The organism is Mycobacterium sp. ENV421, from assembly GCF_002887815.1.
Taxonomy (GTDB): Bacteria; Actinomycetota; Actinomycetes; order Mycobacteriales; family Mycobacteriaceae; genus Mycobacterium.
In genome coordinates this window covers 19,275-41,017 of record NZ_PDHO01000036.1, presented here as the reverse complement: position 1 = coordinate 41,017, position 21,743 = coordinate 19,275, and the positions used below count along the sequence as shown (strand labels likewise).

The following is a 21,743-nucleotide window of genomic DNA, read 5'->3' as shown; positions in this document are numbered from 1 at the left end:
AGAGCGTTATCCAAAACTGATCTATTCGCATCCGATGCGAATAACCAACTTACAACTTGACATAAGCTCTGTTATCGGCTTAAAACCAATGCGAGTTGCATTAGGTGCAAGGACTCGCACCTCTGCGTGATGACAACGTCGGTGCAGCTGACACGCTTGAGCCTCCCGTTCTGTCCAACGGCACCCCGTGTCGTCTGTTGACCATTGCTCCAGCTCGACGTAGATTTCAATCACTTAATGAACGATTTCATTGTTAGGTGACGAGATGTCGATGCCAGTCCACTCAAGCCCACCCGGCAATTTCGCGCCGGGCCACCCCTCGTCCGCCGACAACCTGTCAAAACGTCACAGTGACGATTTGCTATGTCCCGCTGGGTCATTGCGTATTCTCCGTTCGACTCGCCGGTCAACGTCACGGGCGGCATCCACGTCGTCAAGCCGACTGTCATGTGGAGTCGGCGATGGCCGCTGAGGAGCTTCCGGGCTTCGTCCCTCGGATTCTGCGTGCCGACGATGTTTCGCTGCTGCGAGCAGACGAGACCGTCTTCGACGCAATGCTTGGTGGCTGGCGAGCTCAGATGCTGGCTCGTGGCCTCGAGATCGACACGATCAAAGCACGGTGCCGTGTGATCGCCAGATTCGTCGAATTCACCAACGAGTACCCATGGCGCTGGCGAGCGAACGACGTGGATCAATTCCTCGCTGAACTACGGTCGCAGCCGAGCCCGATCGCTCTGGGTCGCGTCCGAAAGTGGGTGTAAAAAGCACCGGCCGGTTCGCGGCTTCGTCGTGAGCATACGGGTTGGGGGACTCAAGCGACAGGCCTCTTGCAGCTGCCGCTGATGGTGTCGGGGGCAACGGGCAGCGGGTTCGGTAGCTTGGCTGCGGAATGCTTTGGCACGCCCAGGGCTGATGCGGTAGGTCCCAGAGATGTGCAGCTGGAGAGGGGTTGGGCGGCGTCGGTCAGTACGTTGAACGCGGCGTTGAGGCGGTCTTGGCGGCGGCGGTTGGGTTCGTGGTTGGCTTCGGCGGCCACGAACCCGATCAGCTCTTCGAGGTCGTCGGCATTGGTCAGTAAGGCAGCGCCGTTTGGGTGGGCGCGCATGCCATACACCAGTCGCTCGCAGTCGGGGTCAAGCAGCATCAGGTCGCGTAACACGGCGGCGGTCTTGTCGCTGACGATGACCTCCTCGAGGGCGTCGGCAAGGCTGAGTCCGCGGCGGCGCAGGTCGTATGGGGAATCTGCCCAGTTGCTGATCACCCCCTCGTCGTCGCAGACGCTGCACGACCATCGGATCGGCGCCGATGCCTCGGCCGAGGTGATGGCGATGGTCATCCGTCCGGGGCAGCGTCGGTGGGCGTCGGACTGACCGTGCTGCGCGGTGCCGGGCTGCGGGTGGGCGAGCTGCTCGACCTGGAATTGGGCAGCATCATCGACTACGGCCCGGCCGGCACCTGGTTGAAGGTGCCGTTGGGCAAGCTCGCGACCGAACGCATGGTGCCGCTCTCGGCGCCCACCGTGACCGCCCTCGACGACTGGGCCAACCACCGCGGTGCACACCGGCCACTGCCGCACCACGCACCGGCGTGCCCACCGACTTCCTCTTCACAACCCACGGGCGCCGGCTCGGCTACACCCGGCTGCGCAACGGTCTGCTCGCCGCCGCCGAAGCCACCGGCCTCCTGGCACCCGACGGGACCGCGCTCGTCGTCACCCCCCACCAGCTGCGCCACACCTGGGCCACCGAACTGGCCAACGCCGGCATGAGCCTACAAGCACTGATGGCGCTGCTCGGGCATGTTACGCCGCAGATGACACTGCGCTACGCAACTCTGGCCTCGCCCACCCTGCGAACGGCCTACGACGAAGCCATGGGCAAGATGCGCCGCCAGTTCACACTCACCCCAGCAGGCAAACCCATCATGCCCGACAAGGTCGGCTGGCTCCACAGCGAGATGCTGAAAATCCGCGTCGCACACGGCTACTGCGCCCGTCACCCAGCGGCCGGGCCCTGCCCGTATGCCAACATCTGCGAAACCTGCGACAACTACACCACCGCACCCGAATTCCGCGAGGCGCTCACCCACCAACTCGCCGACATCGAAGCACTCAAAGCCGACGCCGAGACCCGCGGCTGGACCGACGAAACAGCCCGCCACGAGCGCGTCACCCACGCCCTCACCGACCATCTCCAACGACTCGACAGATGACCCCGAACCGATCCCCCCGACAATCCCGGCCGCGAGGGCCGGATAAAGGAACCGCTCAACAAGGAGATCCGCCGGCGCACCGACGTCGTCGGCATCTTCCCCGACCACAACGCGCTGATCCGCCTCGTCGGCGCCGTACTGGCCGAACAACACGACGAATGGGCCGAATCTCGGCGCTACCTCGGCCTCGACGTCCTGAGCAAATCACGCACCGTCAACGACACCCCGACAGAACAGGAGGACACCCCCGCGGCGCTGACCGCCTGAACCATCAACTCGAAGAATCACACGAAAACGTCGTACACCACGTCCCTGGACTTGACCTTTCTTTTGCCCCCGGGCGACGTGTGGCGAACCGATACCTCAACAATTCAGAGCGTCCCACCGCCGGTCACAATCGCGGTCCGGCCGCCCAGAGGTGTGTCATCATCGATCATCCGCTGACGGAAGGCCAAACCGTGGCGGACGCTTTTCGCGGTGCGCTGCCAACCCCTCTTGCACGTCACGGCCGCCGAAGCCGAGAAACTCCATGCCGAGCGAGGCCTCGAAGGTGGGTCCGAACATTCGATACCAATGGTTGAGGCTGCGCTTGGTCCCGCGGATAGCCGCTTGTGCGCCGTCGGACAACCGAGCGGCAATGCGATGTGCCGTTGCCACGACTTCATCGTCATCGACACACATCGACACCAAACCGATTCGCTCGGCCTCCGCACCGGAAAGCGGTTCACAGGTAAACAAATAATATTTTGCTTTGGCCATGCCAACCAACAACGGCCAACAGATGGCGGCGTGATCGCCAGCCGCGACACCCAGGCGCGTGTGCCCATCAATGATCTTCGCCGTGCGGCTCGCGACCGAGATATCGGCGAGCAAGGCGACGACCAACCCAGCGCCCACCGCGGGCCCGCGAATTGCAGAAACCACCGGCTTGTCGAGGTTGACCATATTCAGGACCAAGTCGCGCGCCTCACGCATGATGCGCAGCCGGCTGTCGTAGTCCGAAATCATCGCGTCGAGCAAATCAAAGTTGCCGCCGGAGGAAAAGGCTGGCCCTTCCCCGCGCACCACCACGGCCCGCACGTCGGGATCCCGCTCGATGACGGGCCAGATGTCGGCGAGGTCGCGATGCATACCGAGGCCGACCGAATTCAGGCCTGGCGCATCAAGAACCATCTCAAGGACGCCTTCCTCGGCCTGGCCGAGCCTCAAACTGGGGAATTCTGAGTAATCGGTGGGCATTTCGATCTCCTCACGGTGTTTTGGGTGTCGATGTGCGGGCGTCTTCGAGTCAGTCCGTCGGGGACTCTTTGGTGCAGCCGCCGAGGTCCCGTCTGGGAGTTGTCAGTGACAAGTCGGCGCGCAGGGTGACTCCGTCGCCCTGGCCGCCCGCACCGCATGCTGCGGCCACCGCGCAGCCAGGACCAAGTCGGGCCAGCTCAAGGGCGGCGCGAAGAATGGGCCCGCGGGACTGCCAATCGATGGCTGATCGCGACGGTTCCGCCACTGACATTCACCTCTGCAGATCGACGCCAAGTTCCTCCGTAGAAGCGGGGAAACCGCCGTGAACGCCTCATTGGTCTCGACAACGTCGGGCTGGTGGACCGAAATTCCCTCGCGGACAATGGCTTTCTTGAGGCATTCGCTGGTTGCGAATGAGGCATGGAATCTGGGGCCCGCGACCACGCCGTGAGCGCCGACCTCGGCCCAGCCGCGTCAGTCAACCATGCTGTAGCCGCCGCTGACGCTGAGGATCTGACCGGTTATCCACGAGCTGAGCTCCGAGCAGAAGAACAAGATCGCGTTCGCCTGGTCGATAGGTTCGCCGAGCCGGCCCAGCGGATAGGCCTTGACCAAGTTCTCTTCACCGCCCCACTTTTCGATCAGGGCGCTGGCACCCGGAGTCTTGGTGGTGCCCGGCGACACTGCGTTGCATCGGATGCCGTAACGGCCGGCTTCTTTGGCGAAGGCCTTCGTAAAGCCGACGACCCCTGCTTTCGCGGCGCTGTAGGAAACGAGGAAGGGTTCGCCGATTCGGCCGGCGTCTGAGATCAGATTCACTACCGTGCCCGATTTCTGCTCACGCATGTGGTCGTAGGCAGCCTTGGTCATCACCATCGTGCCGATCAGCGTGATGCCGACGTCGAGGTGGTACTGCTCATAGGTGAGGTTCTTGAACAGATCCACGCTCCATGCCGCCGCGTTGTTGACGAGGATGTCCAGTCCACCCAGCTGCTCGACCGTGGCGCTCACCGCATCACGTGCGCCCTGCGGGTCGCGCACATCCACCGTGACGGCGGTCGCAGTGCCGCCCGCCTGTTCGATGATGGCGGCCGTTTCCTTGGCGGCAGCCTCGTTGATATCCGCCGCCGCGACTTTCGCTCCTGAGCGTGCGAGAAGGGTTGCTACCTCACGCCCGATTCCGCTGCCCGCGCCGGTGACCATCGCGCAGCGTCCCGTCAAGTCGATCTCAACTGCCATCTGATTGTTTCCCTTCATCCCTGTTGGTGTCCTTCGTTGGATATGCCATCGCGCTCGGCACGAGCGTGAAAGTCCGCACGTCGCGGCGGTCGCCGATCAGTCGGCAAGCCCGAGTTGGGCGGCGATGATGTTTTTCTGAATCTGCGACGTGCCGCCGAAAATGGTCATGACGAGGGTGTCTCTGACATAGGACTGCATCTCGCTTTCCATGCTGTAACCCATGCCGCCCATGAACTGCATACCTTGCAGTGCTATTTCTTTTGCGGTCTCCGTCGCCTGCAACTTCGTGATGGAAGCCTCACCCGGTGCTGGTTCTCCGGACGCTAGCAGCCCGGCGGTGTGCTCCACCAGCAGCCGCGTCGACAGCAACTTGGCCGCGCTCTCGGCAAGGCCGTGCTGGAGCGCTTGGAAGCGACCAATAGGCTGGCCGAACTGGCGCCGCTCCTTCACGTACCGGAGCGTGTCGTCGAAGGCGCGCTGCCCGATGCCGAGGGCCTCGGCGGCAATGATGAGGCGCTCACTGTTGAGGCCGCGTACCAGCACCCGCCAGCCTTGGTCGATCCCTCCGACGATCTCGTCATCGCCGGCGTCGACGTCCTCATAGCGGGTGATGTTGGTGTCGATATGTCCGAGCATGTCGAGCCGTTCGAAGCTGACGCCACGCCGGGCCATCGGCAGGAGAAACAGACTCAGCCCTTGGTGCTTGGGCACGTCGGTGTTGGTGCGAGTCACCACCAGAACCCAGCGGGCATGGTTGGCGTTACTCGTGTAGGTCTTTTCGCCGCTGAGCTGCCACCGCGAGCCCACCTTACGCGCCCGGGTCTTGACCGCCGCTGCGTCAGAACCGGTGTCGGGCTCGGTGATCGCGATGGACAGGATGTCTCCGGCGGCGACGCCGGGCAACACGGCACGCTTCTGTTCTTCGGACCCGTACTTGAGCAGCGCCTGCAGCGTGATCACTGTGGTCAGATATCCACCGACCGGGACGCGATGGTAGGCCAGGCGCTCGGTCAGCAGGGCGACCTCTGACAGTGTTCCGCCGACCCCTCCGTACTCCTCGGGGATCGTCAGCCCGAGCCAGCCGGTGCTGGCGAGTTTGGCGTAGAGCTCGCTGTTGTGGGCGACAGTCCCGCCCTTGGTCAGCTCCCGGAGCTTGTGCGGTGGGCACTCGCGCTGGCAGAAGCCATCGACGGCCTCGACGAACGACGACTGCTCCGGTGTCAAGTTACCCCGGAATGTGAGCATTCGGAACTCCCTATATCTGGTCATGACGATAACCCCGGCGGCTACCCGCCCGCTGATGAAGGACGGTTGGCGCACGTGCAGTCCTGCGCGGCCCCGGTTAAGTTGCGGTGCAACACTGCCGCATTGCCTTATAATCAGTACTACGATAGTGTCCGCATTGCAAGGCTGCGAGCTTAAGCGCTAATGGAGGTTTGATGGCGATCGCCGTCGGCGACTCGAATTTCGTCCGCGTCGAGGTGCAAAGGGGGGTCGCGTTGTTGACGGTGGATCGCCCGCCGGCCAACGCGCTGGACCTGCAGGTGGTGCAGGAGATCGGCCGGGCGGCAACGCAGTCGGCGTCCCTGCCCGAGGTCGGTGCCATCGTGATCACCGGACACGGAGAACAGTTCGTCGCCGGTGCCGACATCAAGGTGATGCGCGACATCGACCTGGCCGGATTTGCGTACTTTGTCAACACGATCCAGCGGGCCCTCAATGATCTGGAGGCACTGCCGTTGCCGGTGATCGCGGCGATCAACGGTAATGCCATGGGAGGTGGCCTCGAGCTCGCTCTGGCGTGCGACCTGCGGTTCGCTGGCGAACACGTGCGGCTGGGCGTTCCCGAAGTTCGATTGGGCCTGCTTCCCGGTGCCGGAGGAACGCAGCGGCTATGCGAGTCGGTCGGCAAGGGTCGCGCTCTGGAGTTGTTGTATACCGGCCGGCCGTTGGGCGCCGCCGAAGCGCACACGCTCGGTTTGGTCAACAGGGTCGTTGAAGGCGACCGTGTCGTCGCCGAAGCCGTCGATTTCGCCCGACAGCTCGCGTCGGGAGCACGCCAGGCCATGCGCCACATCAAGTCGTGTGTGCTTGCGCGACTGGACGGGGGCCGTTCTGAAGGGTTTCGGGCCGAGTCCGCCGGGGTTGTCGAGCTGTTCGCCGGTGAGGAGGCCCGCGTGGGTTTCGATGCCTTCATCAATAAGCGGCCGCCCGCCTTCGGCTATGGCTAGGCGACACTCACGTCCACTTCGGGCCGTGCCGGCAACGCAGAACGTCCCGGCGAGTGACGGGTCGGCGGCCATCTGTACGTGGCATACCCAAGTCCACTGAATATCGATAACCGAGGCCCATTCCGCGGCCCGGAAATGTTGGGAAGGAGCAGTTGTTTCGATGAGCAGTTCAATGGTGGAGTTCTCCGACATCCTCTACGAAGTTAAGGATGCCGTGGCCCGGATCACGATCAACCGTCCGGAGAAATTGAACTCGTTCACCCCGCACACCTTGAGGGAGTTGACCAGGGCGGTGCGACGTGCCGGCGAGGATAGCGACGTCGGGGTGATCGTGCTGACCGGTGCCGGCGAGCGGGCATTCTGCGCAGGTGGTGATGTCAGCGTGGAGGACGAGAGCACCTTCAAGGCCGGCGATGAGTCCTTTGACGAGTTGGTCAAGCAGCTCTACCGCGCGTTTCGCGAGTGCCTCAAGCCGGTGATCGCCCGGGTGGATGGCTATGCGATCGGCGGCGGTCACCACATGGCCTACGCGTGCGATTTCACGATCGCGTCTGATCGGTCGGTGCTCGGACAAAACGGGCCGCGCGTCGCAAGTCCAGCCGAGGGGTGGCTGGTGAGTTACCTGTGGACGGTGGTCGGGATGAAGCGGGCCAAGGAAATCTGGATGCTGTGTCGCCGTTACTCGGCCAAGCAGGCGCTGGACTGGGGGCTCATCAACGCCTGCGTGCCGCCGGAGGATCTGGATGCTGAAGTCGCGCGCTGGTGCGACGAAATGCTGGCGCTGAGCCCGACGGTGCTGAAACTGGTCAAGAAGTCCTTTGACGACTCCGTCGCGGCCATGCGGGAAGCGCAGGACCGGTTCAGCATCCTCAACCAGGTCAACCCCGGCTTCTTCGCCTCGGGTGAACAAACCGAAGGCGCCGGCGCCTTCATGAACAAGCGCAAGCCCGACTTCTCACCCTGGCGGTGACGATGACGATGGAGTTGACGTACTCCGAGCCAGAGCTGGCGTTCCGTGACGAGGTACACGACTGGCTGACGGCCAACGTGCCGACCCACCCCTTGCCGCCGGCTTATACAGCCGAGGGGGTCGCCGCACACCGGGAATGGGAGAAAGCGCTCTACACCGCTGGCTACGCGGCGCTGCACTGGCCGCAGGACTACGGCGGCGGCGGCGCGGACTTCATGCGCCAGATGCTGTTCGACGAGGAGTACCATCGGGCCGGCGCTCCGCAGCGGTTGAACCGGCTCGCCCTCGGACTAGCCGGCCCCACCATCATCGAGTTCGGCACCAGCGAGCAGAAACGGCGCTGGCTGCCGGGGATGCTCAGCTGCGACGAGTTATGGTGCCAGGGATTCTCCGAACCAGGTGCGGGCAGCGACCTGTCCGCCGTGCGAACTCGGGCGGTGCTTGACGGGGACGATTTTGTCCTCAACGGCCAGAAAATCTGGACATCATTGTCCGCCTTCGCCGATTGGATGTTCGCCCTGGTCCGCACGGACCCTGGCCAGAGCCGGCATCGGGGCCTGACATACATCGTGTTGTCGATGGACAGCGCCGGCATCGAGTTGCGACCGATCCGCCAGTTGCACGGCGAGCCGGGTTTCGCCGAGGTCTTTTTCACCGACGTACGCGTTCCCGCCACAAACGTCATCGGAGAAGTCGGTGACGGGTGGCGCGTGGCCATGGCGACGCTGGGCTACGAGCGCGGCACCGGCTTGGGCAACCACGTACGGCTCACCAACGACGTACGGGAGCTGGTCGAACTCGCCGAACGTACAGGCGTCGCCGACGATCCGGCATGGCGGGACGAGATCGCCTCGCGATTCGCCGAGGCCGAGCTTTTCCGCCGGTACATGCAGCACATCGCCAGCCAGCTCGCCGCGGGCAACGGCGTCGGTTTTAGGTCCAGCCTGGTCAAGTTGTATTGGTCGGAGCTCGACAGCAGAATCCAGGAAACGGCCCTGCAGATCCTGGGTCCCTTCGCTGAACTCGCGGACGCCCCGTCCTGCGCCGATGGGGCCGGGTTTCATCGCCGGTACTGGCACGCTCGGGCGTCGCGAATCTTCGCCGGCACCAACGAGATACAACGCAACATCATCGGCGAGCGTTTGCTCGGACTTCCACGGGAGGCTCGGTGAACATCGACCTCACGCCCGATCAGAAGGAGCTGGCAGCGGCGGCACGCGAATTCTTGCGCGCCGATTGCCCGCCGTCGCGGGTCCGTTCGGTCTGGGATGCCGACCGTGGGGTAGACCGGTCCGCGTGGGCTCGGCTGGCCGAGGTGGGGTTCCTCGGGGTCGTAGTGCCGGAATGTTTCGGCGGGCTAGGACAGTCTGATGTGGAGCTCGCTTTGCTGCTCGAGGAAGCCGGCCGGGTCGCACTTCCCGACCCGCTGCTGGAGACCGCCGTGGCGGCGCTGACGATCGCAGACATGGGCAACGACCGCCAAAAGGAGCGGTGGTTGCCTGCCATCGCCGCCGGGGAGCTTGTCGCCACCGTTCAGCCGCCGGGGGTGCCGTTCGCTGTCGTCGACGGCTCGTTCGACCTCGTCGTCGTGGCGATCAAGGACTCTCTGCACGCCGTACCTGTGAGTGACTGCGATATGGAGCCCCACGAAGCCTACGATCGCGCCCGCCGCCTGGCGACTGTTCGCGCCCAAGCCGCCGCCGATACAATGTTGCCCGGTAGCACCGGCCGGGCGGACTGGTTAGCCGTGCGCGCCTCGGTGGCCGCCGCCGCCACGCTCGTGGGCATCGGCGCGCATCTAGTGGAGACCACGGTTGATTACGTGCGCCAGCGCGAGCAGTTCGGCAGACCGGTCGGATCGTTCCAAGCGGTCAAGCATCAACTCTCCAACGCCTATCTCGCGATCGAATTCGCCCGGCCGGCGACCTGGGTCGCCGCGCACTTGGTCGCGAGCGGGTCAGACGAAGCGCCGACGGCTGCGGCGGTTGCCAAGAGTTGCGCGTCCGAAGCGGAAAAGACCGCCAACGACAGCGCTTTGCAGTGCCACGGCGGGATCGGCTTCACCTGGGAGCATGACCTGCATCTGTGGCTCAAACGCGGGAAAGCTCTGGAACAGGCGTACGGGACCGCGCGCGAACACCGTGACCGGATAGCCCAGACCATCTTCGGCCCCTCGGCCGCGTGAAGACGACGACTCCCGTTCTGGCAGGTGCCCAGCCGCCGGCCTTCCCGTCACGTCAGCGTGATGCCGCGACGGGGGTTACACAAGGACAACAGGGTTACACAACCGAGAGAGAAGAGGTGAAACCGTGGCTTATGTGATTGCCGAGGCATGTGTCGATGTTCTCGACAAGACATGCATCAAGGAGTGCCCGGTCGACTGCATATACGAGGGCGAACGGATGATGTACATCCACCCGGCCGAGTGCATCGATTGCGGAGCGTGCGAACCAGTCTGCCCGGTGGAGGCGATTCGCTACGAAACCGATCTCCCAGGCGACCTCAGGGATTATCAGCAAATCAACGCCGACTTCTTCGCCGAAATCGGCTCACCCGGCGGCGCGCGCCACGTCGGGAAGATCAGCGCTGATCCCCTTGTCGTCAAGAACTTGGAGGTAAGGAACGGCACCGGAGGGCTGTAGTGTTTCCGCGCCCCGCAGCTGTCGCTCAACGCTCTAGGAGACTGCTGAATTTGTGGTGCTTTGGCGCGGGGTGTCTCAAGCGCTCGTCGGCGCGATTGGAAGTCAGGCCCGTGGGTCGACACAACGAGACGCCCGCCGCATTGAGTGTTCGGTGATGCAAGCCCTCAACCAGGTTGGGTCGTTAGGCGATGGTCCAGGTGGTGCCGTTGTGGGTTACCCCCATGGTGATGAGGCGTCGTAGGTTCATTGCCGCGGCGCGGTGGTGCAGCCAGTGGTCGTTTCTGACCACGCCGCGGTAGCGGACTCTGCGGTTGTCTCGGGTCAGCCAGGCGATGGTTCGTTCGACCATAGGGCGGTAGCGACGATATTCGTTGAGCCAGAGTCGTTTTCGAGCCTGGTTGCGGGCGTTTCGTTGGAGTGCGTGGTGGGGTCCGATCTTGAGGTTTCTGCCGTCGATGCTGCTGGTATACTGTGCGCGCAGCCCGACAGGCAGCCCCGAACGTGGCGTTGCCGCGGGCGCTGAGGAGCCGAAAAACCCCGGCCGGGCAGGTCACAGTGCCAGCGCTGCGATCAACGGTGAAGTCATCGATAGTGAACCCGCCGGGCACAGCCGCGCGCAGGGGTGCGGGTTTGACCCGATCACGTATGACGCGATCTCTTCAGCTGAGCGCGGAAGTCCCCAGTGCCGTAGGCCGAATCGGCCAGCACGGTCACCGGTGCGGTCTCACCTGCCAGAAGCTGCGGCGCCACTGCCGCATCATGGGTGTCGAGGCCGCCGGCCTTGGTCAAGGCGCAGTCGGTGATCAGGCCGGTATCGGGTTCGACCGCGAGATGGGCTTGAATTTGAATTCCGTCTTGGCGCCGGTGCACGCTTTTGTGGGCATGACGGGCCTCGGGATCGACTTATCGGAGAGCCCGTGCAAGGCCTGCAACGTGATCACCGAAGCCATCACTTCGGAGGCAAGCTGGGACGGCCCCGCCGCGACGGGAACAGATCGGCGGACATCTCTTCGGGAAACAACTGCGATCGGTGTGCCGCCAGGAACGCAAACACGCTCTCGGACTTCAACAGATGCCCAGCGACTGACTCCGCATCCAACAACTCACGCTGATCGTCAGCACGACCCTGCATGCCTCAATCATCTCGAGAACCCAGCCACCACGCGGGATTAATTCAGCAGTCGCCTAGGCCATGGTGAGGCCACCGCTGACCGACAGCGTCTGTCCGGTGATGAATCCGGCGTCCTCGGAGGCGAGGAAGGCTACCGCGGCGGCGACCTCCTCCGGCTGGCCCAGCCGCTTCATCGGCACGGCCCGGGTCATCGCGCCAATCACCTTGTCGGCATCGGCTTGGCTGTCGACGATCTCGCCCAGCAGAGGGGTGTCGGTCGGGCCCGGGCATACCGTGTTGGCGGTCACCCCGGCGCGGGCGGCCTCACGAGCGATTGTCTTCGTGAATGCGATCACCGCGCCCTTGGTTCCCGAGTACACCGACTCCAGCGATGAACCGACGCGGCCGGCGTCCGAGCCGATGTTGACGATCCGGCCCCACCGCGCCTCGATCATGGCAGGAAGCACGTCGTGGGTGGTCCGAAGCACGCCCTTGAAGTTGATCTCGAGCACGCGTTGCCAGAACTCCTCGTCAGTATCCACAAAAGGTTGGAGCTCGTCCCACCCGGCGTTGTTGACCAGGATGGAGATCGGTCCCAGCCGCCGGCGAACCTCGGCCAGGCCCTCCTTCACCGACGCCGGGTCGGTGACGTCCACGGCGACAGGCACGGCGGTGCCGCCGGCCGCGGTGATCGTCGCCGCCGTTTCCTTGGCCTCATGGTCGCGCAGATCGACCACCGCGACGTGGCGGCCTTGCCGGCCGAGCGCCAGTGCGATCTCGCGTCCGATTCCCCTAGCGGCGCCTGTGACGACGGCGACACGTGCCTGCATGCTCACTCTCCGACCATTCTTCTAGTACCACGTCCTGAGTGGGTCACCTTACAATAATCATCCTCGTCCGCGTTGAGTCGTCGAGGTCACTCCATCACCGCGCCGGCCGTCAACAGCCTTTCGATCTCGTCCCGGGAAAAGCCGATCTCGTCAAGAATTTCGCGACTGTGCTGACCAGGCCGGGTGACGACCGATCCCGCGGTTGGCTTCCACGCGCTCATGCGCGGTATTGGGCCAACCACCCCCGGCGCGTCCAGCAACCCTCTGCGCTGCGCCGCGTCGAACGCGTCGGGCAGCGACCTCACGGGAGCCACCGCGGTGTCGACCTCGTCGAGTCGGGCCAGCCATTCCGCGAGGGAGGCAGCGGAAAAGGTCTGCTCGAATGCGGCCCGCAGCTCGCCCCATCGAGACTGGTCGGCATACGCCGGGATCAAGTCAGGGCGGCCGAGCGCTGTGCAGAGGTTGGAGAAGAACTTCGGCTCCAGGGCGGCCACCGACAGCCACTGCCCGTCGGCCGTGCGATAGCAGTCATAGAAGGGGACCGCCCCCGACAGCAGGCCCCGACCCCACGACGGGTCCGGCGCCGAGGCCAGCGTCCACGACTGAACCACCTGCAGCAGGCCGAGCAGCCCCTCATACATCGACACATCGACGTAAGTTCCCCGGCCGCTGGTTTGGCGGCCAATCAAGCCCGCCAGGATTCCAAACGCCGCGAGCAAACCTCCTGCGGCGAAATCGGCCACCACGTTGACGGGTATGCCCGGACGCTGGCCATCGCGTGTGGTCGCCGACAGCAGGCCTGATTCGGCGATGTAGTTCAGATCGTGACCGGCGCGCATCGCCAGCTCCCCGGATTGCCCGTAGCCGGTCAGCGAGCAGTAGACGATCGCTGGGTTCTGCGCGGCGACCGTGTCGTAGCCCAATCCGAGCCGCTCACAGGTTCCGGGCCGGAATCCCTCGACGAAGACGTCGCTGCGTTGCGCCAGTTGCAGGGCGATCTCCAGGGCTTGCGGTTGCTTGAGATCTAACACAAGTGACCGTCGGGAACGATAAAGCGGATTGATGCCCTGTCGGCGCGCGCGCTCGCCGCCGTAATCTGGCAACTCGCCAAGACCACTACCGCTTCGAGCCGCGGCCGGGGCTTCCACCGTGATCACCTCCGCCCCTAGGTCGCCGAGCAGCATGGTGGCAAAAGGCCCCGGCGCCAGCGCGGACAGGTCGAGGACGCGCACCCCGGACAGCGGGCCGGTCATATCGCCGTTCCCCCAGCCGTGCGTTCTGCGGTCGACGGCGCGGTGTCAGCCGGCGTCCCTGCCGCCAGCGGCCGATGGCGAGCTGAGGTCGCGTTTTCGATACGCGCGTGACCTGCCAGGTCCTTGATCGCGATGTCTCGAATGAGCGCCTTGTCGACCTTTCCCCCGGCGTTGGTGGGCAGTTCATCGAGAATGAGGAGTTTTTCCGGGAGCTTGGCCTTAGAGAGCTGGCGATCCAGCAGAAAGGAACACAGATCGTCGAGCTGGGGGGGCGAGCCTGAAGCGGGCACCACTGCGGCGCAGGCCCGCTCGCCCAGCCGCTCATCGGGGATTCCGACAATCGCAACTCCGGCCACGTCAGGGTGCTCGAGCAGCAGCTCCTCGACTTCACCTGGGAAGATGTTGGTGCCTCCCCGCAATATCATGTCCTTGATGCGCCCCACGATGCGGAGATATCCGCAGTCGTCGAGCTCACCGACGTCGCCGGAGTGGAAGAAACCATCCTCGTCCCACGCCAGCTGGTCGTAGTCGGGCTCGTTGAGATAGCCGTAGGACTTGTTCGGCCCGCGCCAGCACACTTCACCCGCATCGCCCGGCGGCACGGGATTGCCGTCCGCGCCGAGCAGCACGACCTCGACACCGGAACAGACCGAGCCGACGGTCATGTGGCGGAGCTCGTCTGGATCGTCGATCGATGTGATGGCGGGCACTCCCCCATCGGTGGCACCATAAATGGTTTGCACGCGGCAGCCCATCCGTGTTTCGAGGTCGCGCGCGGTGGACGGGGGCAGCGGGGCGCCCGCGTTGTTGAACCGGGTGAAGTGGGACAGGTCATACCGCTCGAGTGGGAGGTCCAGCAGCATGATCATCTGGGTGGGTACGGCGGTCGCGTAGGAGCACTGTTCCCGGATGATCAGGTCCAGTGCGGCCTGCGGCTTCCAGGTTTCCAGCAGCGCGGTCTTCGCGCCGACGAGCAGCGGTGCCAGCACGGGGAAGACGTAGCCGGTCGAGCCCGTGCTGGCCGGTGCGATGGCGGCGGCGACGTCGTCGGGGCCGATGTGGAGACGACGGCCCATGTGGTGAACCAGCAGGGCGACCAGGTCATTGGAACTCCACACCGACGCTTTGGGGATGCCGGTCGTTCCCGACGAGGACATGACGTGTGCGGGGGCGTCGGGACTGGGGCGATGCTGGTCGAGCTCGCTTGGGGTCAAGGGAGCCGCGTCGGCAGCCAGCGATTCCAGCGCACCGCCTCGGGCCGTCAATACGTGTTTGAGGTCGGGTAACCCGTCACGCAGCGTCTCTGCCAGGCCGACGTAGTCGAAGTCACCGTTGTCGTTGAGGACGATCAGCATCGGCGCCTTTACCGTGCTCAGCAGGGACCGCAGCTCAGCGCCGCGCCAGCCGGTGCTGACCGGCAGAAACAGCGCGCCGATCCTGTTGCAGGCCAGGTGCAGCGCCGGCAGCAAGACGCAGCCGGGTAGGTGGATGGCAACTGGATCGCCGGGCCCGATACCGTGATCGAGCAGGACCCGCGCAAGGCGCAGCGACAAGTCCCTCAGTTCGGCGTATGTCAGCTTCTCTCGGGAATCGATGACCGCGGTTTTTTCGGGATGCCGTTGTGCGTGGTCGTCGACGACATCCGCGATCGTCCGCTCACCCCACAGGCCCATCTCACGGAAGCGGGCCGGTGCTGGGCTGGGCTGTATCCAAGGAATGTGGCGGTCGATCATGTCTTAGCTCCTTCGCAGAGACTGTGTTGTGGGCCTGGGTTGGGATGTCGACTTTGGGTGCCGGTGCGGGCGGGCTCTCAGGCACATCACTCGATACGTCCGGGTCATCCTGGTGTTCGCCCGGCGGGGCTCGGGGTGCCGGCCGCGGCGTCCGTCGGGGCGTCGTGTGCCAGGGGGTTGGCGTGATCGAGCATGGCGGCCAGCTCCGGGGTCTTGACCCGGGGGCTTCCTCGATGCTCACCGGCCTGAATTTCGTGGGAGTCCAGCCGCAGCCATCCCGCCCAGTCCACGACCTCGACTCCGCGTTGCTCGAGCAGTTCGGTGACCGTCTGGTAGTCGTCGTGCGTCGGTGATGCCAGGGCGGGCAGGTCGGCCAGCACGTTCTTGACCGTCTCGGCGGCGTCGGCCCGATTGGTGCCGATCACGCCACTGGGGCCGCGCTTCGCCCAGCCGGTCACGTACTCGCCCGGCAGGAACTGGCCCGGTCCGTCCATCAGGCGGCCTCCCTGGTTGCGGATGGTGTGCGTGCCGCCGTCGTAGGGCAAGTCGGCTACCGGACGCACCTGGTAACCGACGGCATGCAGCACCAGGTTCACGTCGAGCACCTCGTACTGGCCTGAACCGCGCGCTTGGCCGTCGTCGGTCAGCTCGTTGCGCTCGATAACCAGGGCATTGACGTGGGTGTCGCCGAGGATGGCGACGGGGCTGCGGAGGAATCTCAGGTGCAGTCTCCTCGGTTTGCCCTGCAGCGGCCGATCCGCCCACTGCCGCAGCGTTGAAACCATGCGTTCGAGCTGGGGCCTTCCCGACAGCTCGACTCGCTCGCTTTCGCTCAACGCCAATTCGGTCGGATCGATAGTGAGATCGGCGTTGGACAGTTCGCCGAGTTCGCGCAGTTCGACCGGTGTGAACTTCATCTGCGCGGGGCCGCGTCGGCACAGCAGATAGATGTCGGTGATGGCGCTGGCGCGAAGTGCGGTGACAACCTGGTCGGGCACGTCGGTGGCGGCGATCTCCTCGGCGCTGCGCGCGAGCACTCGCGCGACGTCGAGGGCGACGTTGCCGGCCCCTACTACGGCCACACCCCGACCGTGCAACGGGAAGTTGCGTTCGGCAGCATCGGGATGTCCGGAATACCAGCCGACGAATTCTTTGGCCGCAAAGCTGCCCGGCAGGCGGCTACCGGCTACGTCCAGCACCCGGCCTTCTTCCGCGCCGAACGCGTAGATGACGGCGTCGTAAAATCCTCGCAACTCGCGTCGGCTGATATCACGGCCGACAGTGACGTTTCCCAGAAAACGGACCGTGCCCGAATGGCCGGTGAAGGGTGCGCCCAGAACGCGTGCGACCGACTTGATCTTCTGGTTGTCCGGCGCGACTCCGTACCTGACGAGCCCGAACGGCGAGGGCAGCCGTTCGAACACGTCGATCTTCACCGGGTGACCCGACTCGACAAGTTCGGTCACCGCGTACAAGCCGGCCGGACCCGCGCCGACGACAGCGATCCGTGCGGGTCCGCGAGCTTCGCCGCCGGGGGCGAAGGAGTGGGTCACGCCGACCTCGGCGTCTGCTGACCGGCCAGGCTGCCCTCCCCTGAGCCGTACAGCGATGCCGGCGACGGCAAGGGTAGGCTAATTTTCATCACTATTGAGGTACCTCTTCGATCTTGCTCGGCCCGGTCCGCCATGACAGAACTCCCACTTCCTGCCCAGGAAACTGGCAAAATTTGTGCTGGCGATCATCAGTACGGGCAGAATCCGGCGGATCTACGATCTTGTCAGGCATGCGGGTATGACGTATGATCATCATACTCAATGATAGAAGTCACATCAATGGCTTTTGTCACATACCGACAACGACGACGGGCCTTCGATTCGACACGCGTGTTTCGGGTAGCCGGCGTCGGCGAGTGGACAGGTATCGATGTGGTTGTGTCGACGAAGGGAGTTACGTGAAGACTCGGGCGGCAGTGCTCTATGGGCAAAACGAGCAGTTCAAGGTGCAGGAGGTCGATCTCGACCCACCGGGCCCACACGAGGTGCGGGTGCGCTTGGCGGCAACCGGTCTCTGTCACAGCGACTACCACCTGGTAACAGGCGACCTTCCGATGCCGTATCCGGTGATCGGCGGCCACGAAGGGGCCGGGGTCATCGAAGAGATCGGCGCCGAGGTCACCTCGGTCGAGCCGGGCGACCATGTGGTGTTGTCGTTCATCCCCGCGTGCGGGCACTGTCGCTCGTGCGCGACCGGACACTCCAACCTGTGCGACCTGGGTGCCAGCATCCTGGCCGGTCCGCAACTCGACGGGACCTACCGATTCCACGTCGGAGACCAAGGCGCTGGCCAGATGTGCTTGCTGGGAACATTCGCCGAACACACGGTGGTGCCTGATGTTTCGGTGGTGAAGATCGATTCGAGCGTACCGCTGCGCACCGCAGCCCTGATCGGGTGCGGCGTGCCCACCGGCTACGGGGCGGCGGTGAACAAGGCGCAGGTGCGGCCGGGCGAATCCGTGGTCGTCTGGGGCGCCGGCGGAATCGGCATGAACGCGATCCAGGGAGCTGCTACGTCCGGTGCCCGCGTCGTCGTGGCCGTCGAACCGGACGAGGCCAAGCGCAAACTCGCCTACGAGGTGTTCGGCGCGACGCACGTCGTCGACCCGAACACCTTCGATCCCGTCGAGGCGGTCCTTGAGGCCACCTGGAACAGAGGGGCCGACGTGTCCATCGCCACGCCCGGCGTTCTGACCGAGACGATCCTGGGACAGGCGCTGCAGGCGCTGGGGAAGGCTGGGCGGGCCGTCCTGGTCGCCGTGCCGCCGGCCGGCGCCGACAGTCTGCCCATCGCTCCGTTCGACGTTGTGATGTTCGAGCGCCAGATCCTCGGCACCGTGTACGGCAGCTCAAACCCGTTCTCCGACATTCCCCAGTTGATCGACCTCTATCAATCCGGCAAATTGAAACTCGATGAGCTGGTGACCAACACCTACTCGCTCGATCAAATCAACGACGGGTACGAGGCCATGCTCGCGGGTCGCAACATCCGCGGGCTGGTCATCCTGTCCGACGACTAGCCACTCAAAAGAAGTGGTGGTTCCGACCGGACGACGCGCGTCTGTCTTGGCGCCAACCCCGACGCACTGTCCCCGCAACACCTATCACCCATTTGTGAAGAGAAGATTGGAGCGACCTTAACGATGACGACACATGAGCGTTACAGCACCGTCGATGATGAACAACCTACGCGGCTCGACGCCGACACGGCCGACAAGCTCATCGAGCATCTGAGCATGCACGACAGGGAGACCCAACGGCACCGACTGGCAATCTACGAACGGATGCGCGAGGCGTGCCCGGTCGGGCACTCCGTCGAACATGGCGGCTTCTACGCCATGTCCACCTATCGTGACGTCTACGACGCCGCGCATACCCCCGAGCGGTTCTCGTCGTTTCCGGTGACGATACCGCCGTTCGGCAATCCCGTCCCGATGATTCCCATCGAAGCGGATCCCCCTGGGCACGCCAACTACCGTGCCTTGGTGGGCCAGCGCTTCAGCCCCAAGCGGGTCGAGGACATGGACGGGCAGATCCGGTCACTTGTCACCGAACTACTCGACAACATCGAGGGCAAGCGCGACGTCGACCTCGCCAAAGAGGTGGCGATCCAGCTTCCGCTCCGGGTTATCCTCGAGCTTTTCCTGGGAATTCCTGAACAGGACCGAGACAAGATGTACGAATTCGCCGTAGCGATGCTGCAGCCGGATCCGGACGACTCCGACGAACAGAAGCTTGAGAAGGCCGGAGCAGCGGGCCTGGGGCTGATGACCTATTGCGCTGCGCTGCTCACCAACCTACGAGAAAACGGCTACGGTGATGACCTGATCAGTGAACTCGATCAGGCGCATGTCGAGGGCGTGAAGCTGACCGATGAGGAGATTCTGGGCTTTTGCCTACTGCTGGTGCCCGCGGGGTTCGACACCACAGCGAGCGCGATCAGCCGAATGCTGTTGCTGTTCGCCACGAATCCCTCGATTCGCGACGAGATCAAATCACGAATCGAGGACTCGAAGGCACTCGACGTCGCCATCGAAGAGCTGATCCGATACATCTCCCCGGTGCCGGGTCTGGCCCGCACCGTCACCGAGCCGTGCGAGTTCGCTGGGCAGAACCTCAGCACGGGCGACCGCCTGCTTCTATTGTGGCCGTCGGCGAACCGGGACCCCGAAGAGTTCGACAACCCCGACGAATTCCTGGCGGATCGCAAACCCAACCGCCACGTCGGGTTCGGATCGGGCATTCATCGCTGCCTGGGCGCCCATGTCGCGCGCAAGGAGATCAAAATCCTGTTGCAGGAGATGTTCCGGCGCGGCACACCCGAATACCGGCTGGATCCCGACAAGCCACCGGTGTGGCACACCGGAGACACCTGGGGTGTGAAGTCTTTGCCGGTGATCTTCGAGGCCAAGTCGTGAGAAATCCCGTGACCAGCAAATCCGCAGAGGTCACCGTCGACCTCAACGGGTGCATGGGCCACGCCCGCTGCCACTCACTGGCACCTGCGGTGTACGACCTCGACGACGAAGGAAAGTCCGTCGTGATCGTCAATCCCGTACCGGCAGAGTTGGTCAACGAAGCAGAGGAAGGCGCACAGGCGTGCCCCGAACACGCGATCACGATTCGCTACCACGATTGACAGCTCGTCACCCGCTGACCAAAACCGTCTTACAACCAGCAAAGCGAGACCCACGATGACAACGACGACACCGCTGAAATCCGATGTGCGATGGCGATTCGAGCAATACATCGGCGGGACATGGCGTCCCGCCGTCAGTGGCAAACGCAGGGAGGTCATCGACCCGGCCACCGCGACCGTCGTCGGCGATGTCGCCGACGGAGGGATCGCCGACGTCGAGGCGGCGGTCGCCTGTGCCCGCAAGGCCTTCGACGAGGGCCGCTGGGCCGGCCTGGACGTGCGAAGCAGGGTCCGAGCGCTGCAGCCAGCCGTCGACTACCTGGTGGAAAACCAGGACGCCCTCCTCGAAGCGGAAATCGCCGAATGCGGGTCTCCGATCAAGACGGCGAGGGGTCTGCACGTCGGATTCGCCCTGGCCCACAGCCAGCATTTCCTCGATGTGGCCCCAAGCCTGCGACTGGAGCAGCCCTTGGGATTCCATTCGCCGCCGTTCAGCGTCAGCCACCTCGTGCGGGAACCCGAGGGCGTGATCGCCGCCATCACGCCCTTCAACTTCCCGTTCTTGTTGGCCGTGTGGAAGGTCATTCCCGCACTGCTGATGGGCAACAGCGTCGTGCTCAAGCCCAACCCGCGCACACCGCTGTCGGCGATGCTGCTCGCTGACGCGTTGTCGCGAACCGAACTTCCCCCCGGACAGTTCAACGTCGTCGCCGGGGACGTCGAAGTGGGCCAACACCTCGTCGAAAGTCCCCTCGTGGACCACGTCACGTTCACCGGCAGCACCGCAGTCGGGCGCAGCGTCGCCGCCGGGGCTGCGCAGACGTTAAAGAACGTCACCCTCGAACTCGGCGGGAAGTCGCCGTCTGTCATCCTGCCCGACGCCGACTTCGATCTCGTCGTTGACGGCGTGCTGTTCGGCATCAACTTCTTCGCCGGGCAGTGCTGCGAAGCGGGCAGCCGGGTCTTCGTGCCCCGCGGGCGCGAAGACGAACTCATCGACCGACTGGTGCGGCGCGCCGCCACCATCCGGTTGGGAGACACGCGCAACCCGGAGACCGACCTTGGCCCGGTAATCTCAGCCGAGAAGGCTGCCGAGCTGGAACGCCTTGTCAACGATGCCGCGGTCGCGGGCGCCACAGTGGCTTGCGGTGGTCGTCGCGCCGAAATCGGCGACGGCTACTTCTTCCAGCCGACGGTGATCCACAACCTCACCAATGACACGTCGATGGCTCGTCAGGAGCTCTTCGGACCTGTCCTATCCGTCATCGGCTACGACTCCATCGACGACGCGGTACGCCTGGCCAACGACACGATATACGGGCTGGCGGCGACGGTGTGGTCCACCAGCATGGTCAACGCTTACGACATCAGCCGTCGTTTACGCGCCGGCACGGTGTGGATCAACGACCACCATCAGCTGCGCCCCGACGCCCCGTTCGGCGGGTACCGCCAAAGCGGTATCGGCCGCGAACTCGGCGAAGAAGGGTTCTTCGATTTCACTGAAACTAAACACGTCTACATGAGCCTGACAAATGATCGCCAGTCACGCTTCTGGTCGCTAGCCCTGCCTGAGGAGGAATAAGCGCGTTCAC

At 64.4% G+C, this 21,743-nt stretch carries 18 protein-coding genes and 4 pseudogenes; 12 read left to right on the top strand and 10 right to left on the bottom strand.

Features of this window, described 5'->3' with window-relative positions; translation table 11 throughout:
* Positions 1 to 461 precede the first annotated feature (461 nt).
* Positions 462 to 761: a hypothetical protein gene (locus CRM90_RS26135; RefSeq protein WP_233209513.1), complete on the top strand. Its 300-nt coding sequence runs from the start codon at positions 462 to 464 to the stop codon at positions 759 to 761.
* A 50-nt stretch (positions 762 to 811) separates the two neighbouring features.
* On the opposite strand, the gene CRM90_RS31100 is transcribed toward CRM90_RS26135, so the two are convergent.
* Positions 812 to 1,336 carry a hypothetical protein gene (locus CRM90_RS31100; RefSeq protein WP_102809802.1) on the bottom strand — a complete coding sequence of 175 codons (525 nt, stop codon included), beginning with the start codon at positions 1,334 to 1,336 and terminating at the stop codon, positions 812 to 814.
* 24 nt (positions 1,337 to 1,360) lie between these two features.
* On the opposite strand from CRM90_RS31100, the pseudogene CRM90_RS26125 reads away from it, so the two are divergent.
* Both CRM90_RS26125 and CRM90_RS26120 read left to right on the top strand, forming a co-directional pair.
* A pseudogene (locus tag CRM90_RS26125) lies at positions 1,361 to 2,211 on the top strand (tyrosine-type recombinase/integrase); the annotation flags it as partial.
* Between the two features lie 48 nt (positions 2,212 to 2,259).
* Positions 2,260 to 2,478, top strand: a pseudogene (locus CRM90_RS26120) (transposase); the annotation flags it as partial.
* Between the two features lie 159 nt (positions 2,479 to 2,637).
* On the opposite strand, the gene CRM90_RS26115 reads toward CRM90_RS26120, so the two are convergent.
* The 4 genes and pseudogenes from CRM90_RS26115 to CRM90_RS26105 form a co-directional block, all read right to left on the bottom strand.
* A complete protein-coding gene (locus CRM90_RS26115; RefSeq protein WP_102809801.1) occupies positions 2,638 to 3,450 on the bottom strand; it encodes an enoyl-CoA hydratase/isomerase family protein in 813 nt (270 codons plus the stop codon).
* Positions 3,451 to 3,568: 118 nt separating this feature from the next.
* Positions 3,569 to 3,912 (bottom strand): annotated as a pseudogene (locus CRM90_RS31585) (acetyl-CoA C-acyltransferase); the annotation flags it as partial.
* A 12-nt stretch (positions 3,913 to 3,924) separates the two neighbouring features.
* Positions 3,925 to 4,653 (bottom strand): SDR family NAD(P)-dependent oxidoreductase, encoded by a 729-nt coding sequence (locus tag CRM90_RS26110; RefSeq protein WP_158249064.1) that lies wholly within the window; start codon positions 4,651 to 4,653, stop codon positions 3,925 to 3,927.
* A gap of 132 nt (positions 4,654 to 4,785) precedes the next feature.
* Complete coding sequence (locus CRM90_RS26105) at positions 4,786 to 6,009, bottom strand: acyl-CoA dehydrogenase family protein (protein ID WP_142391460.1); 1,224 nt, start codon at positions 6,007 to 6,009, stop codon at positions 4,786 to 4,788.
* 119 nt (positions 6,010 to 6,128) lie between these two features.
* Between CRM90_RS26105 and CRM90_RS26100 the strand changes: the two genes are divergently transcribed.
* From CRM90_RS26100 to fdxA, 5 genes are all read left to right on the top strand, one after another.
* Positions 6,129 to 6,920, top strand: a complete 792-nt coding sequence (locus tag CRM90_RS26100) for an enoyl-CoA hydratase/isomerase family protein (RefSeq protein ID WP_102809798.1) — start codon at positions 6,129 to 6,131, stop codon at positions 6,918 to 6,920.
* 160 nt (positions 6,921 to 7,080) lie between these two features.
* Positions 7,081 to 7,890: an enoyl-CoA hydratase-related protein gene (locus tag CRM90_RS26095; protein WP_233209510.1), complete on the top strand. Its 810-nt coding sequence runs from the start codon at positions 7,081 to 7,083 to the stop codon at positions 7,888 to 7,890.
* 2 nt (positions 7,891 to 7,892) lie between these two features.
* Positions 7,893 to 9,062, top strand: coding sequence for an acyl-CoA dehydrogenase family protein (locus CRM90_RS26090; protein ID WP_233209514.1), 1,170 nt, complete (start codon positions 7,893 to 7,895; stop codon positions 9,060 to 9,062).
* Positions 9,059 to 10,075, top strand: coding sequence for an acyl-CoA dehydrogenase family protein (locus CRM90_RS26085; protein ID WP_102809796.1), 1,017 nt, complete (start codon positions 9,059 to 9,061; stop codon positions 10,073 to 10,075). The genes CRM90_RS26090 and CRM90_RS26085 overlap by 4 nt, the downstream gene beginning before the upstream one ends.
* Before the next feature lie 124 nt (positions 10,076 to 10,199).
* On the top strand, positions 10,200 to 10,532 hold the full coding sequence (gene fdxA / locus CRM90_RS26080; RefSeq protein ID WP_102809795.1) for a ferredoxin: 333 nt from the start codon (positions 10,200 to 10,202) through the stop codon (positions 10,530 to 10,532).
* Positions 10,533 to 10,713: 181 nt separating this feature from the next.
* Here fdxA and CRM90_RS26075 read toward each other — a convergent pair.
* From CRM90_RS26075 to CRM90_RS26055, 5 genes and pseudogenes are all read right to left on the bottom strand, one after another.
* Positions 10,714 to 11,435 (bottom strand): annotated as a pseudogene (locus CRM90_RS26075) (transposase); the annotation flags it as partial.
* Between the two features lie 282 nt (positions 11,436 to 11,717).
* The gene (locus CRM90_RS26070) at positions 11,718 to 12,473 is read right to left on the bottom strand and encodes an SDR family NAD(P)-dependent oxidoreductase (RefSeq protein WP_102809794.1); all 756 of its coding nucleotides are present in this window, start codon (positions 12,471 to 12,473) and stop codon (positions 11,718 to 11,720) included.
* Positions 12,474 to 12,559: 86 nt separating this feature from the next.
* Positions 12,560 to 13,726: a CaiB/BaiF CoA transferase family protein gene (locus CRM90_RS26065; protein WP_102809793.1), complete on the bottom strand. Its 1,167-nt coding sequence runs from the start codon at positions 13,724 to 13,726 to the stop codon at positions 12,560 to 12,562.
* Positions 13,723 to 15,459 carry an AMP-binding protein gene (locus tag CRM90_RS26060; protein WP_102809792.1) on the bottom strand — a complete coding sequence of 579 codons (1,737 nt, stop codon included), beginning with the start codon at positions 15,457 to 15,459 and terminating at the stop codon, positions 13,723 to 13,725. The genes CRM90_RS26065 and CRM90_RS26060 overlap by 4 nt, the downstream gene beginning before the upstream one ends.
* A gap of 104 nt (positions 15,460 to 15,563) precedes the next feature.
* Positions 15,564 to 17,012 carry an FAD-dependent oxidoreductase gene (locus CRM90_RS26055; RefSeq protein ID WP_102809791.1) on the bottom strand — a complete coding sequence of 483 codons (1,449 nt, stop codon included), beginning with the start codon at positions 17,010 to 17,012 and terminating at the stop codon, positions 15,564 to 15,566.
* A gap of 398 nt (positions 17,013 to 17,410) precedes the next feature.
* Here CRM90_RS26055 and CRM90_RS26050 point away from each other — a divergent pair, with 398 nt between their 5' ends.
* The 4 genes from CRM90_RS26050 (at position 17,411) to CRM90_RS26035 (ending at position 21,733) form a co-directional block, all read left to right on the top strand.
* Positions 17,411 to 18,532 carry an NDMA-dependent alcohol dehydrogenase gene (locus CRM90_RS26050; protein ID WP_102809790.1) on the top strand — a complete coding sequence of 374 codons (1,122 nt, stop codon included), beginning with the start codon at positions 17,411 to 17,413 and terminating at the stop codon, positions 18,530 to 18,532.
* Positions 18,533 to 18,655: 123 nt separating this feature from the next.
* On the top strand, positions 18,656 to 19,930 hold the full coding sequence (locus CRM90_RS26045) for a cytochrome P450 (RefSeq protein ID WP_102809789.1): 1,275 nt from the start codon (positions 18,656 to 18,658) through the stop codon (positions 19,928 to 19,930).
* Positions 19,931 to 19,938: 8 nt separating this feature from the next.
* On the top strand, positions 19,939 to 20,151 hold the full coding sequence (locus CRM90_RS26040; protein ID WP_233209509.1) for a ferredoxin: 213 nt from the start codon (positions 19,939 to 19,941) through the stop codon (positions 20,149 to 20,151).
* A gap of 55 nt (positions 20,152 to 20,206) precedes the next feature.
* Entirely contained in the window at positions 20,207 to 21,733 is a 1,527-nt protein-coding gene (locus tag CRM90_RS26035; protein ID WP_102809788.1) for an aldehyde dehydrogenase family protein, read from the top strand.
* Positions 21,734 to 21,743 lie beyond the last annotated feature (10 nt).

Excerpts from the sequence above, each read along its gene's own strand:
- CRM90_RS26070 (WP_102809794.1), bottom strand. The coding sequence starts at position 12,473 with ATGCAGGCACGTGTCGCCGTCGTCACAGGCGCCGCTAGGGGAATCGGA.
- CRM90_RS26095 (WP_233209510.1), top strand. The coding sequence starts at position 7,081 with ATGAGCAGTTCAATGGTGGAGTTCTCCGACATCCTCTACGAAGTTAAG.
- CRM90_RS26110 (WP_158249064.1), bottom strand. The coding sequence starts at position 4,653 with ATGGTCACCGGCGCGGGCAGCGGAATCGGGCGTGAGGTAGCAACCCTT.
- CRM90_RS26060 (WP_102809792.1), bottom strand. The coding sequence starts at position 15,459 with ATGATCGACCGCCACATTCCTTGGATACAGCCCAGCCCAGCACCGGCC.
- CRM90_RS31100 (WP_102809802.1), bottom strand. The coding sequence starts at position 1,336 with ATGACCATCGCCATCACCTCGGCCGAGGCATCGGCGCCGATCCGATGG.
- CRM90_RS26065 (WP_102809793.1), bottom strand. The coding sequence starts at position 13,726 with ATGACCGGCCCGCTGTCCGGGGTGCGCGTCCTCGACCTGTCCGCGCTG.
- CRM90_RS26115 (WP_102809801.1), bottom strand. The coding sequence starts at position 3,450 with ATGCCCACCGATTACTCAGAATTCCCCAGTTTGAGGCTCGGCCAGGCC.
- CRM90_RS26090 (WP_233209514.1), top strand. The coding sequence starts at position 7,893 with ATGACGATGGAGTTGACGTACTCCGAGCCAGAGCTGGCGTTCCGTGAC.
- CRM90_RS26135 (WP_233209513.1), top strand. The coding sequence starts at position 462 with ATGGCCGCTGAGGAGCTTCCGGGCTTCGTCCCTCGGATTCTGCGTGCC.
- CRM90_RS26045 (WP_102809789.1), top strand. The coding sequence starts at position 18,656 with ATGACGACACATGAGCGTTACAGCACCGTCGATGATGAACAACCTACG.
- CRM90_RS26035 (WP_102809788.1), top strand. The coding sequence starts at position 20,207 with ATGACAACGACGACACCGCTGAAATCCGATGTGCGATGGCGATTCGAG.
- CRM90_RS26100 (WP_102809798.1), top strand. The coding sequence starts at position 6,129 with ATGGCGATCGCCGTCGGCGACTCGAATTTCGTCCGCGTCGAGGTGCAA.